Annotated in this window: 9 protein-coding genes; 5 read left to right on the top strand and 4 right to left on the bottom strand. The window is 40.4% G+C overall.

The annotated features are described in order from the left end of the window. Nucleotides 1–165: 165 nt before the first annotated feature. From ACEW8O_RS17500 to ACEW8O_RS17490, 3 genes are all read left to right on the top strand, one after another. Entirely contained in the window at nucleotides 166–969 is an 804-nt protein-coding gene (locus ACEW8O_RS17500) for a phytanoyl-CoA dioxygenase family protein (RefSeq protein WP_373495919.1), read from the top strand. Nucleotides 970–1,182: 213 nt separating this feature from the next. Then, entirely contained in the window at nucleotides 1,183–4,245 is a 3,063-nt protein-coding gene (locus tag ACEW8O_RS17495) for a SusC/RagA family TonB-linked outer membrane protein (protein ID WP_373495918.1), read from the top strand. 40 nt (nucleotides 4,246–4,285) lie between these two features. Further along, nucleotides 4,286–6,034: a RagB/SusD family nutrient uptake outer membrane protein gene (locus ACEW8O_RS17490; RefSeq protein ID WP_373495917.1), complete on the top strand. Its 1,749-nt coding sequence runs from the start codon at nucleotides 4,286–4,288 to the stop codon at nucleotides 6,032–6,034. A gap of 183 nt (nucleotides 6,035–6,217) precedes the next feature. On the opposite strand, the gene ACEW8O_RS17485 is transcribed toward ACEW8O_RS17490, so the two are convergent. Continuing rightward, nucleotides 6,218–7,285: a phosphatidylinositol-specific phospholipase C1-like protein gene (locus ACEW8O_RS17485; protein WP_373495916.1), complete on the bottom strand. Its 1,068-nt coding sequence runs from the start codon at nucleotides 7,283–7,285 to the stop codon at nucleotides 6,218–6,220. A 174-nt stretch (nucleotides 7,286–7,459) separates the two neighbouring features. On the opposite strand from ACEW8O_RS17485, the gene ACEW8O_RS17480 reads away from it, so the two are divergent. Together ACEW8O_RS17480 and ACEW8O_RS17475 are read left to right on the top strand one after the other, a co-directional pair. Continuing rightward, nucleotides 7,460–9,298 carry an alkaline phosphatase gene (locus ACEW8O_RS17480; RefSeq protein ID WP_373495915.1) on the top strand — a complete coding sequence of 613 codons (1,839 nt, stop codon included), beginning with the start codon at nucleotides 7,460–7,462 and terminating at the stop codon, nucleotides 9,296–9,298. 542 nt (nucleotides 9,299–9,840) lie between these two features. After that, entirely contained in the window at nucleotides 9,841–10,764 is a 924-nt protein-coding gene (locus tag ACEW8O_RS17475; protein WP_373495914.1) for an alpha/beta hydrolase, read from the top strand. Nucleotides 10,765–10,822: 58 nt separating this feature from the next. On the opposite strand, the gene ACEW8O_RS17470 is transcribed toward ACEW8O_RS17475, so the two are convergent. The 3 genes from ACEW8O_RS17470 to ACEW8O_RS17460 form a co-directional block, all read right to left on the bottom strand. Beyond that, complete coding sequence (locus tag ACEW8O_RS17470; protein ID WP_373495913.1) at nucleotides 10,823–11,233, bottom strand: hypothetical protein; 411 nt, start codon at nucleotides 11,231–11,233, stop codon at nucleotides 10,823–10,825. 179 nt (nucleotides 11,234–11,412) lie between these two features. Continuing rightward, complete coding sequence (locus tag ACEW8O_RS17465; protein WP_373495912.1) at nucleotides 11,413–12,387, bottom strand: nucleoside hydrolase; 975 nt, start codon at nucleotides 12,385–12,387, stop codon at nucleotides 11,413–11,415. A 111-nt stretch (nucleotides 12,388–12,498) separates the two neighbouring features. Next, nucleotides 12,499–13,902 (bottom strand): sulfatase-like hydrolase/transferase (locus tag ACEW8O_RS17460; protein WP_373495911.1); only part of this gene is annotated, 1,404 nt, incomplete at its 5' end.

Here is a 13,902-nt window from a genome sequence, read left to right as displayed (position 1 = left end):
GGTTGCCTATATTGCCGATAATGTAAGTAATGAAGTAGACAAACTATTTGTGGAGCAAGACTGGGGAGAAGACAAAATTGAAGCATGGTCCAAAGAGCATTTGAGGACTAAGTATAAAATGAATACCATCTAAGAACAATTACACCCAAAAATGAACCATTAATCATGAACTTCCCCCTTCTCCAAGAAACCTATCCTGTCTCAGACGAAGCCAAAGCATTTTATCTGGAAAACCGCTTTATCAAACTCAAAAATGTTCTCAGCCCCGAATTGATCGCCCATTTCAATAAAGTGATCAGCAAGGAAGTGGACAAACTGAACACCCAAAAAGCCCCCGTAGAGGAAAGGGACACTTATGGAAAGGCCTTTTTACAGATTTTCAATCTTTGGCGGGAAAATGAGGAAGTTGCCAAGTTGGTATTGAGTAAAAGATTGGGGCAGATTGCTTCCGACCTGATGGGTTGCGAAAAAGTCAGGATTTACCACGATCAGGCATTGTTCAAAGAGGCCGGAGGAGGAATCACTCCATGGCATGCAGACCAATATTATTGGCCGATTGATACGGACAGGACCATCACCGCTTGGATTCCTTTGCAGGAGACGCCATTGGAAATGGGTGCATTGGAATTTTCGGCAAAAAGCCATCAGATTGTATTTGGAAGGGAATTAGCTATTGGGGACGAATCAGAGGTTCAGATCAAAAACAATCTCCGGATCAATAACTTTGACCATGTCATTGAGCCCTTTGATTTGGGAGAAGTGAGTTTCCATTCAGGTTGGATTTTCCACCGAGCGGGAGCCAATCAGACGGATCAGGTCAGAAAAGTAATGACCATCATCTATATGGATGCAAAATCCAAATTGAAAAATCCCGAAAATGATAATCAGATCAATGACTGGAATACCTGGTGCCCCGGTGCGGAGATAGGTAAGGAGATCGATAGTCCGTTGAATCCCATCGTGAAATAGTGGCAAATATTATTCAAAATTAACTTTCAAAAATCATATTTTTTACTCCCCCTTTTGTCCCAACTTAAACTTAATACATAAGCAATATTGGAAGATAAAAATCATTTTTCCTGAACGATTTATTCATAATCAAATAACTTTACTATTCGCATAACCCATTGGTTTATAGATAATTTTGAATTTCTATTCACAAATCTATCAAATCAAAAATTTATGGGTCACTTTACAAATTCATGTGTTTTTAAAGTATATGGTGCTTTAAAAATTCTATTATTAACGCTTGCCTTTGGTCTAATGTCCTTCGGGACTATTATAGCCTCAGAAAAGGAAACCGCAGGCAAAGAAGCAATTACTGTAAGTGGTACAGTGAAAGACGGTAACGGCGAATCTTTGCCGGGAGTAAGTATCATCGAAAAAGGTACAAGAAACGGAGCCGTTTCGGACATTGATGGGAATTTCACGATCAACGTTCAATCTTCAGAGTCGGTATTGCTTTTCAGTTTTATCGGTTACGCCTCACAGGAACAAACCGTGGGTTCAAGAAGCAGTATTGAGGTGGTACTTTTGGAAGACACCCAAAACCTATCAGAATTTGTTGTAATCGGCTATGGTACGCAGGAGAAAAAGGACGTAACCGGAGCCATTGCTTCTGTAAATAGGGAGAACTTTAATAAGGGTGTGGTAACGAATCCAGGTGAACTTATGCAGGGTAAACTAGCGGGTGTCTATATCGCCGCAAACAGCGGTGAACCTGGTGCTACGCAAGATGTAATTATTCGGGGTATCGGGAGTTTGCGTTCGGGAACGCAGCCGCTTTATGTAGTAGATGGCTTTTTATTAGACAATTCCTCAACGGGCGTCCCTACCAATCCACTTAACTTCATCAACCCGAACGATATTGAAAGTATCGATGTGTTAAAGGATGCCAGTGCTACTGCAGTATATGGCTCTAGAGCCGCAAATGGAGTTGTCGTAATCACTACTAAAAAAGGATCCGGTCAACCTCAAATGAATCTTTCAGTTTCCAATGGTTGGTCGTCTTTGGCCAATAAGATTAACGTATTCGATGGAAATACATTTCGTGAACAGGTGAGTGCAATAGGTGGAACCTTGGATGACCTTGGAGGAAATACGGATTGGCAAAACGAATTAACTCAGACAGCTTCATCACAAAATGTTAATTTTTCAATGGGCGGAGCCGCCAACGAAAAGTTTTCCTATTTCGCATCGGTAGGTTATCAAAATCAGGAAGGAGTGCTGAAGAATAGTGATTTAAAGCGTTATTCCGGAAAATTAAACATGAATCAAAAGGCTTTCAATGGAAAGGTAAATATCGATTATAATCTTACGGCCTCTCACACCGAGAACTTACGGCCGGTCATCACATCGACCATAAGTGATATGCTTAGTCTGAATCCAACGGTTCCGGCATATACCAATGGGGAACCTACATTACTGCCTACAAACAACTTAAATCCTTTGACCAGGTATGATTTATACAGCGACCTTGCTATTAACAATCGGATTTTGGCGACCATTTCCCCATCAATAGAAATAATAAAAGGCCTGACTTATAAGTTGAACCTTGGTGTGGATTATTCAGCTACAAATAGAGATCAACAGTATAAACCCTTTCCGTCAGTTGTAAATGAGTCTAATATTTCTGATGGGTCTTTAGATGTTTCAATTAATTCGAATACTAATCAACTTGTCGAGAATACGCTTACCTATATTTGGAACCAAGGTCCTCACAGAGTTACTGCATTGGCCGGACATTCTTTTCAAGAATTTTTGGATGAAACAAGAATAACTTCCTACAATGGCTTTGCAAATAATAATATTGAACCTAAGTACCAAGACCATACCAGTACAAGTCAATATCCTACTTCGGTAAATTCGGCTGCCGTAAGAAATGAGCTTCAATCTTTTTTTGGCAGAGTAAACTATGCATTTGCAGATAAATATCTGTTCACCGGTACGATTCGTGCCGATGGATCCTCCAAATTTGGAGAGAATAACAGATATGGTTATTTCCCTTCTTTTGGAATAGGCTGGAACATTGCCAATGAAGGCTTTATGGCAAATTCTGTTTTCAACAACTTAAAGTTGCGTGCAAGCTGGGGCCAAACAGGTAATCAAGAAATTCCCTCAAAGATCACTAAGGCCAGTTTTTCAGAAGATAGGTTGGCAACAGGTGCAGGGAGTCTCAATACATATCCAATAGATACCGACGCGACCACATTGGATGGTTATCCATACGGAATTATCTTTACCCGTTTGGCAAATCCCAATCTGCAATGGGAAGTGTCTTCCCAAATAGATGTGGGAATTGATTTTGCATTCTTTGATTTTAAATTGACCGGTACATTGGATTACTTCAATAAAGAGTCATCCAATATATTGTTGCAAGTTGTTCCTGCAGATCCGGTTCAGCCCACCTCTACTTTCTGGACCAATATCCAGGACATGAAAATTATTAACAATGGTGTCGAATTGACATTAGACTACAAAAGCGACGCTCGGGGTGCCTTCTCATACAATATCGGAGGAAACATTACCTACATCCAAAATAGGGTGGAAGATTCTCCTTATTCGGTCTTGGTAACAGGGGCGGCCCAAGGCTCCGGCCAAACGGGTGCAACCATCAATGGATATATCAATAATGAGCCTTTAGGTGCATTTTACATGTATCAATTTGATGGCATTAATGCTGAAACCGGTCAGAGTATATATAGAGACGTAAATGGAGACGGCGAAATTCTAGATAATGACCGGACCGTAGTAGGCAGTGCGATTCCAAAGTTTATTTATGGTTTTTACACAAACTTTAAATACAAGGCATTTGATCTTGGTCTAAATTTCAATGGGGTGTCCGGAAACAAGATTTACAATCACACAACCATGACTTTGTTCAGTAAGGCACTTTTGGCCCAGTCCAACAATACAACAGATTTTGCTGTGCAATACCCCAGTGAGTCTTTGACCAACGCCAATATTGTTTCTACACGTTACTTGGAAAATGGATCTTTCCTCAGGCTAAATAACGCTACTGTGGCTTACAGCTTAAGTCCGGATAAAATCGGATTGAGCGATACTTTCCAAAATATCCAGTTTTCGATTACGGGTCAAAACCTTTTTGTCTTAACAGATTATTCCGGATTTGATCCCGAAGTCAATACGGGAGCGACTTCCGGTGGAATCCAGACTTTTGGCATTGACCGATTTACGTATCCAAGGGCAAGAACATTTTTGATTGGTCTTAATCTAACCTTCTAAAAACAAAAGAAGCTTTCCACATCTAATAGAAAAAAACAAAATGAAAAATATAATATTTCACAAATTCCTACCGATTACTGTGTTCATATTCACATTTTTCGGTTGCACCACACTAGAGGAAGATATTCTAGATGAGTCGCTGACCGGAACAGGTCAGGCAGAAATTGTAAGTGGGTCGATAGCGCCGGTATATGGATTTCTGCGGCATAACGTATGGTTGCATACATCTAATTTTGGCCTTCAAGAGGTTGCCTCCGATGAAGGCATCCTTCCTTACCGTGGAGGAAGGGACTGGTTTGATGGCGGCAAGTTCATTGCGATTCACCAGCACCTAATGACACCTAGCAACAGCTTGGTGGCAGATACCTGGACAAATATAACCATATGCTTATCAAGAGCCGTAATCGCTGCGGAAAGACTAACTCTTGAGGCTGAAAAGGGTGATCAAAGAGCCCAAGATGCTCTCTATGAAATGATCGCTATGAAGGCATATCTTAATATGCTGGCACTTGATAATTGGGGTATTATTTTCAAGAAAAAAATGTCGATCGAACGATCTGAAATTCTAAGAGGACAAGAAGCAATTGATCATATTGAAAGCGAGCTTTTATCAGTTGTGGATGTCATTAAAAGCGATAAAGGTGCAGGCAGGTTAAATCAATATGCCGTGAAGGCTTTGTTGGCGCGGTTATATTTGAATGCGGCCGTTTATCGAAATCCTTATGGTACACCTGACTTTAGGAAGGAGGATATGGATAAGGTAATACAATATACCAGCGATATTATATCCGGACCTTATTCATTATCTGCTGAATATTTTGATTTGTTCAGTGATGATAACCATTTCAATCCCGAACTTATATTTGCACTTGACCAAAGAGGTGTACTTCAGACAGACCACCAACGATGGGCTTATTGGTCCATATCAGGTGATCTGATTCCAAGACCGGAATTTCCAAATACGAGGGGAACGGATGCAGTTGCAGCTACTACTGATTTTATCCAGACTTGGGTACAGGCCTATGGAAATGTAGATCCAGCCGATGCCGATGCCCGTTTTTTCAAAGAAAATACAGTCATTCCAGAAGAACTCAAAGATCTCACAGGGGTAACCCCAACAAATGATTCAAACCATTATTACTGTATTTCAGCTCAGGAGTTCGAAATTGACAGAGGAATACTTCGTGGCATATTATGGGGTCCAAGAAAAGACGACGGGGGTAATATTTTGACCTGCGAAGATGGGAAGGTAAGAATATACCCCGTAATCAATAGAAGAACAAGTGGTGCAAACCTAGCTTATGTTGATCATACGTTCAGAGTTGATTTTACTGACGAGGGAAGTTTACATAATACCGGTTACAGGTTTTCAAAATATGAGTTCAGCCGTACCGCTCCCAATTGTTGTTCCAATAGCAGTGTTGATTTAGTATTGATCCGCCTTGGAGAGATTTATTTAATGCGTGCTGAGGCCAAATTGAGAAATGGGGATAATGCAGGGGCCTTGGCCGATATAAATACTTTGAGAACGTCCAGAACTGCCCGTCCTGCACAGACTCCCGCTGCCTTGGCTAGTATTGATCTTGATATATTATACCGGGAAACAGGATTTGAGCTGTATTGGGAAGCTTTTAGAAGAAACTATCAAATCCGCTTTGGTAAATATGAGGCCAATTGGACGGGGAAAACTGACAGCGATGTCAACAAAAGATTGTTTCCAATTCCTCAGCGAGCTATCGATGGTGCATCTAACGAAAAAGACTTTTTAGTCCAGAACCCTGGATATTAAAACATTAACAGACCAAAAAAATAAGGTAAGAAAATTTATTTCTTGCCTTATTTTTTTCAATCCATGTTCTGATTATCCAGCATAAAATTTTAAATCGGACCCATATTAATTAACCAATCCATTTGAATACATTATTCAATTCAATGATGCCGGATATTACTACAGTCAAAAGCAACCATTACCTCACTTTATTTCCTGAGATAAAATAGGGTTCTCTCGCTCAAAAGTTCTGTTTTCAAAGCTCACATGATAGTCAGATTGAAAAAGGCGGGAGGGAAGGTAATAATCCGTTGAAATCACCTGGGCGCCTGAAGTTTTCGCTTTTTCAAATTTGGTGTAGTCTCCTGTTCGGGCCTCTTTGGTGTCAGAATCCGCACGGGTTCGGATGATGTATCCATTTCTCACCAAATCCTGAATGTAGGATTCATTTGATACAGGATCATTGATGATCCTGAATCCTGCTTCCGGATTTCCTTCTTTCAGATTGACAAATAGAACAGCGTTTTTGAGTTCTGGTTTTTTGATAAGATAGCGTCGGATTTTCTCTTCATTTTCATCCAAAACAAAAAGAAACTTGCCCCGGACTTCGTCTATCTCCGGCCAGTTTCCAGCCAGAACCGCCTTTTCCAATGATTCATAATTTCCTCGAACCAGATCTGGCGTGATGAGTTTATCCATGCTAAGATGCGTCCTGACTTCCAAATCGATGCTATCCAATGCCGTGGCGCTGAATGTCAGTGGGATGACAGTCATCGGGACTTGCCCATCTTTGGCATTAATCAGAACAAAAACAGGATGGTGATCAGGATTCTGATTGCTCCAGTTTTTCAGTTCCAAAATTGCGTTTTTGAAAAGTAGGTGATGGGACTGCACATCTAGATCCTGGACGTGAAACAGTTTGAGACCGGGTTGCTGAAGTTCGTTTTTGGAGTCAAAATCAGTTCCCTCGGGTAGCATGGCCAGACTTTTCGGATAGGTATATTTCCCTCCCACTGGATCATGAAAGACATCCAATTCCAAATTTCGAAGACCCAGGTCCAATTGTTCGGATAGCGGAAGGTGCTCATATTCCAAGCTTTGTGCAGCGGTGGGATTGATCTTGTTCAGATACTCCAAAATAGGAGCTGGCATCGAACTTTTATAGCTATTGTGACTGCCAATCACCTGGGTTTCATTTAATTTTTGTCCAAATAATGGTTGGAAACTAAATAACAAGCAAGCGGAGAGATAAAGGATTTTGGAGTAGTTCATGAGGATTTTTGGTTAACTCGGAAGATAGAGGATAGAAGCTTATTTTGATTTAATTTAAAGTCAAGTTTATGTTACGATTTTCAGGTTGTTTCCTCCAGTTTTACCTTTTTGTTAAGTCCCGGAAAAATCTCAACTTAGAACCAATAATTTACCTTTCCACATGTATTTTTGAAAATGAAAAATTTAAGAAGGATACTTTTTGCAATCGCATTTTTGTTTCCGTTCCTGCTATTTTCCCAGCAGGATTTCAAACTCCACTCCCACAACGACTACCTACGGACTGTCCCTTTTTGGGAAGCATTCGGGGCAGGTTGTGCTTCTATAGAAGCAGATGTGATTCTTCAGGACGGAGAATTGATGGTCGCCCATGAAAGGGCAACTATCAAAAAAGAAAGAACTTTAAAAAGCCTATATCTTACTCCCATCCAAAAGGCAAAGGAACTCGGACTTGTAGATGAGTTTGACTTCCACTTATTGATTGACATCAAAACCGAAGCCTATGCCACTTTGGAGGTCTTGGTCAGACAGTTAAAGGAATTTGAACCGATGTTGTATTCGCCTACCAACCAAAATGGCATGAAGATCATCGTATCCGGGAATAGGCCGAAAGTGGAAGATTATCGCAATTATCCGTCTTGGATTCTATTTGATTATCAAAGTAAGTCTATGGACAATCAACTTCCATGGGAAAAGATCGGGATGATCAGTTTGAATTTCCGGCAGTTTTCCGTTTGGAACGGGAAAGGAAGAATCGTCGAAAATGAAAAGGAAAAGCTGGTTGCCTTTATCCAACAAGTTCATTGTTTTGGAAAACCTGTGAGATTTTGGGCTACCCCTGACTCCAAATCAGCCTGGAAAGCATTTTATGACCTTGACATTGATTATATCAACACGGACATGCCATACGAGGCAAACCAATATCTGAGCAATCTGGATAAAAATATCTTTATCGGAAACAATGTTCACACCCCTCATTTGCCAACTTTTGAAAGAGATGGAGCAGAAATCAAAATTGAAAGAATCATCATGATGATCGGAGATGGAAACGGTTTGGGCCAGATTTCAGCAGGGATGTTTGTCAATGACAATCAGCTAAACCTGACCCAAATCAAAAATATTGGATTGGTAAAAACCCAAGCAGCAGACGATTTCACCACCGATTCGGCAGCAGGGGCAACTGCATTTGCTACAGGAAAAAAAGCCAATAACCGGGCTTTAGGGATTGGTCCTGAAGGTGAGGTTCTGGAGAATATCCCTGACCTTATCGGAAAGTATGGATTCAAAAGCGGCATCATTACAACCGACCAAATGACAGGTGCCACGCCCGCTTCTTTCTATGCCCATCATTCAGAAAGGGACGATAACATTCACATAGCAGCTTATCTGCCCAAAAGCCACCTTAATCTATTTATTGGAGGTGGAAGAAGGGATTTCACCCAGTTTGAAGAAAACAGGATTTCGGAACTCGAAAAAAACGGATTCCAAATGATGACAGGTGTGGATGAAATAGGAAACACTGATGCCGAAAAAGTCGGCTATTTTGCTTCTGCGTCAGGAATGCCCACACTGGAAAAAGGAAGAGGTGAGTTCCTACTGAAAAGCACCCAAAATGCCATCAGTTTTTTCGAATCCAAGGAAACACCTTTTTTCCTAATGATCGAATCCGCCATGATAGACTCCGGTGGTCATGCCAATAGCAGTGCCACCATTGTCAACGAACTCTTGGATTTTGATCAGGTGATTGGTTGGGTGTTGAAATATGTTGACAATAACCCCAACACGCTTTTGCTGGTCACCGCCGACCATGAAACCGCCGGTCTATCATTGCCACAGGGAAATATTAAAAACAGGGAGGTTGAAATGGCCTTTCACAGCGATGACCATACCGGGATAATGGTTCCCATTTTTGCTTATGGAGCGCATTCCGGAGATTTCCGAGGGGTTTACGAAAACACCGAGGTATTCCACAAAATCATGAAGTTGGTTAACAAATACTATGTGACGGCTGATTAAGCTTTTTTGATGTATATTTCACGCTATCAATATCAGTGTAAATCTTTTAAATCAGCGTCATCTGCGTTCCTTTGTGAAATACAAATTCTTGTGGATAACCTTAAAAAATCAGTGGATAATCTGTGGGAAAGTTGTGGGAAAATAAAAGGTAAAAATATTGCTAAGGATACTAATAAACAGTAGCTTTGATTATATCAAGTGAGAGATAAAAGGCTGAAAGTAAAATTTCAGGCAATGGTCCAAAAACACGTGATGAAGGTATGAAGGGGCTGATACTTTAGAGTTGAAAGTCTGAGACGGTTTACCGCAGAAATACTGGATTTAAGCCTCGATTTCTAAAGAATGAGATTGCAAGTGTTTGAAACCTAATGTCATGACCTCGGGTAACTGAGTGAAAAGTCATAATAACTGTAGCTTGGCATGATTTGAGGACTATGGTATTCAAATCATGGAGCGGGAAAAATTCGAAAGAGTTTTTCCCGTTTTTGTTTTATGGATACCTCCGAAAGGTTTGCTTACATTCAAAAAGTTATCAATGACCTATGAAGATAAAGGCTACATCCCATTTCAAGGACGAAATAAACGATAGACTGTATTTTGAAAATTGGGTAAAAAAACTTGAACAAGCCAATCAAAGAAAGTATGAACGCATTGAGGTCAAAACTTCAATTGGAACAACTTTAGTCTGGGGGCTAAATACAAATGAACCCCAACTGGAAACCTTAGTGATTTTCCCCGGTGCAAGAACGACAGCTCTGATTTGGGATTTTGATAAAGGTCTTGATAATCTGAACCAAAAATTCAGGATCTATTTGGTGGAAACCAATGGTTTGCCAAATCTGAGTGATGGGGCCACACCGGATATCAAGTCCCTGGATTATGGGATATGGGCAAATGAAGTTTTTGACAAGTTAGAAATTGAAAAAGCTTTTGTTGCCGGAGCATCATTTGGGGGATTGATCTGCATGAAACTTGGAATTACAAATCCTGAAAGAATAAAGGCAGCTTTTCTTCTTAACCCTGGTTGTCTCCAATTTTTTTCACTTGGCTTTACAAACCTATATTATAATATTTTACCCATCCTGAGCCCAAAACCAAAAAATGTCCTGAAATTTTTGGACAAGGCAGTTTTTGCAAAGCCCAACCACCAACTATCTCCCTATGCTGAAAAAATGTTGGTGGATTATGAGGTATTTGCCATCAGCCGTTATAAGGACAATACCAAAAAACCTTACTATATGAACCAAGAGTTGTCGGAGGTCAAAGTAGATTCCTACCTTCTTCTGGGTGACAAAGATTTGTTGTTTCCCTACCAAAAATCCATTGAAAATGCCCAAAAACACATCAAACCGCTACAAGATATCAAAGTCTTTCAAAATGTTGGACATGGCATAGAGACCTACCCCATGGCCATGAAGTATATCGGGGAAATTATTAAGAATATCTCTATTACCAAAACTGCGTGATGTTTTTTCAAAAAATCTTTTGGGGTGGATGAGAGGTAAACGCTAAGCAATTTTAAAATCAGTTGTAACCGCCCTGTGACCCCATTAAAATTACATAAAAACCAAATAAACTGACCAATCCAACTGTGGGAATTAATAATGCGGTCAATGGCCAGTTAGTTTTTCTTACCTCGATATGAACGAGATTCTCTACCCTAATTGAAATCACTTCTCCTTTAGTTCCTTTATTCCCTTTAATATCTATCCCTTTCAATACGCCATCTTCAGCATTCGAATATTTCAAAAACTTGATACTCCCGCTATTTTCAAACACCTTTATCTTATCCCCGGGCTTTAATTTATAAAGTTCCTCAGCTATTGAAGAAGATTTAGTTTTGGGGTTAAGTGCCTTTAGGTTTCGGTAGGATTTGCATGAATTGCCCATCAATAAAATGAGGACTAATATTCCTAAAAGACGGATATTTTTCATAAAGTGGATGGGTGAATATTTAAATGGAATTTAAGCATTTCCACCTAAATACAAATCAATCCGGCAAAATAAATTTTTGGATTTGGAGCAAACTTTATGGTTCTAAAGAGGGAAAAATTCGGAAGCATTTTCCCGTTTTTTGTTTTTATCAGACACTCAATTTACGCAAATAACATTTTTTAAAAGTCCGGACTATAAAATCCTACCATTAAAGCATCAATAACCTTGGCCACTTCCAACGGATTCATTTTTGGAATCAGGTAAGCATGGTTACTGCTTTCGCCGTTAACCCACCTATTACTACCATCCGGCATCACCACGCATCTCCCATTCTCTTCCAAATCCCAATAATCATCTGAGGAAGAAATCGCATAAAGTATAGACGCCTGATCCCAACTCTGCCTTCCCTGAAAATTATTGTAAAGCTGGTAAGCTCTCCAAACGGGACTTTCCTCAGGCAATGATTTTTTGAGAAAATCCGAACCGGTTATAATTTCATTTCCGATTTCCCATCCTGCAAAGATCACTTTGACAGGCCAGTTTTCAACGGCAATTTGGGTGGATTCAGGATCGGGACGGTAAAAATTGGCCTCCTTCCCCTCGGGAAACATCCCCCCCATACAAGACCATAGCCTTACTTTTTTCTTGATCAGATCCATACCTGACAGATCAGAATATTCATCCGCTTCGGATTCCATCAGATTTCGCAAATTGGTCAAATGTCCGATCGTAATGATAATAACACTTGAATCGGGTTGACCGGAAAACAATCGGCGGTAAAGGGAAGTGGCATCTTCAGCTTCTTCAGAAGACTTAATATTGTGATTGTATTCCTCACTGATCTCTTTGGTATATTTTGAAAAATGTTTTAAGCTTATTCCTTTTTCTACCCCGATCGGAATATTCCCTCTTTTAAAATAATGATTGATAGCATCTGTACATTGGGCTGCGTACTGATCATCACTCGTAACTATTACGCCTAATATATCCACCACATGATGATCCGCCAGTGTATGCAACATGGCCAAAGCCCCAACATCATCCACATCTGAATCAATATCGGTATCCAGTATAACCTTATGGGTTTGAGCTTTCGATATAACCGGAAATGCTAACAGAAAAAAAATGGCTATCAATCGTATCCTAATTTTCATTTTTCAGTGGATAAATGTAAAATAAATAAACCGATGGTATGTTGAGTATAAACTTTCCTCAGCTTAAAAAGTTGTCAAACCTGAAATTTGCCTCTCCACCGCTAGACCTATTTATTCCTTTGAATCAAAGTATTTTTCAAGTGTATAAGATGGTTGCCAACGGTCAGGTTTTCTGACCAAAGACTCCGGATCATAATCCAATGGCAATATTTTGGATGCTGTTAATTTAGCAGTGTCTCCTGATTGCTGTTGCCAAACTTTTAATAAAGCCATTAACTCCTCTGTTTTCTTGTCATATTGACTATCACCTGCAAGATTTATCATTTCGTGCGGATCAGAGGACAAGTTGAAAAGCTGGGTATAATCCCGCTCAGGATATCTGATGAGTTTCCATTCCTTCTCCCTCACTGATCGTACTGTATGACGGTAAGCAGTGAACAAGGAAGACCTGATTTCATTTATTGTTCCGTTCAGGACATTCGACAAGCTTAATCCATCTATTCCCTCCGGAGGAGGAATCCCCGCCAATTCGGCCAGAGTTGGATATAAATCATATAAATAAACAAATGCATCAAAATGCTCATTTTCAGGAATTCCCGGTCCCTTGAGTATGACCGGGACTCTGGTACTATGTTCATAAAGATTCTGCTTGCCCAATAATCCATGACTGCCCACAGCAAGTCCGTTGTCGGCAGCATATACAATGATGGTATTGTCATAAAGATTGTTTTTTTTCAGTACCTCCACAATGTCCCCGATCCGGTCATCCAAATGGTGGATCAAAGCATAATAGTCGGCTAAGATAGCCTGGATGACTTCGGGTTTCCTTGGCCAGGAAGTCAGGTTCTCATCCCTTACCGTCATGTCATCAAAAACAAATGGATGATAAGGCATATAATTGGCCGGAAGGGGGAGGGAATCTTGGTTGTATCTGTCAATGTACTCAGGTGCGGGAGAGTAGGGATCATGGGGCACAGTAAAGGACACATAGCAGAAAAATGGGTTTTCCTGACCGGAAGCTGAATATTCGTCGATAAAATTGATCGCTGCATCCGCAAAAAGATCAGTGGAGAAACCCTGCATTACAGGTTCTGATAGGATGCCCTCATCAGAAAGTTCCCTGACCGCAATATTGAAATGATCGGCCATTCCTCCTAAAAACACTTGGCTTCCCTGTTGAAAGGAGGCTTCAAAGGCTTCCTTTTCATTATGCCATTTTCCTGTTCCAAAAGTCACATAGCCATGATTACCAAAACGCATCGGCATGGTCTCCACATCCTTGAGACGGTCATAAACATGGAACAAACTTTTGCCGCTCAACATCATAGCCCTACTGGGAGCACAAATGGCACCATGGTGCCCTCCCATGACATACGCATTGGTGAAAAAACTTCCCTCTCTGGCCAATTGATCAATATTAGGGGTTTGAATATGTTTGTTACCGGTAAAACTCAGAGCATCTGCCCGTTGATCATCTGTAAAAAGAAATAAGACATTTGGTTTTACAGGTTCTTT

The sequence above is a fragment of the Aquiflexum sp. genome (genome assembly GCF_041749095.1).
Taxonomy (GTDB): domain Bacteria; phylum Bacteroidota; class Bacteroidia; order Cytophagales; family Cyclobacteriaceae; genus Aquiflexum.
The sequence above is the reverse complement of the archived record's forward strand: the minus strand, read 5'-3'. Positions and strand labels throughout refer to the sequence as shown.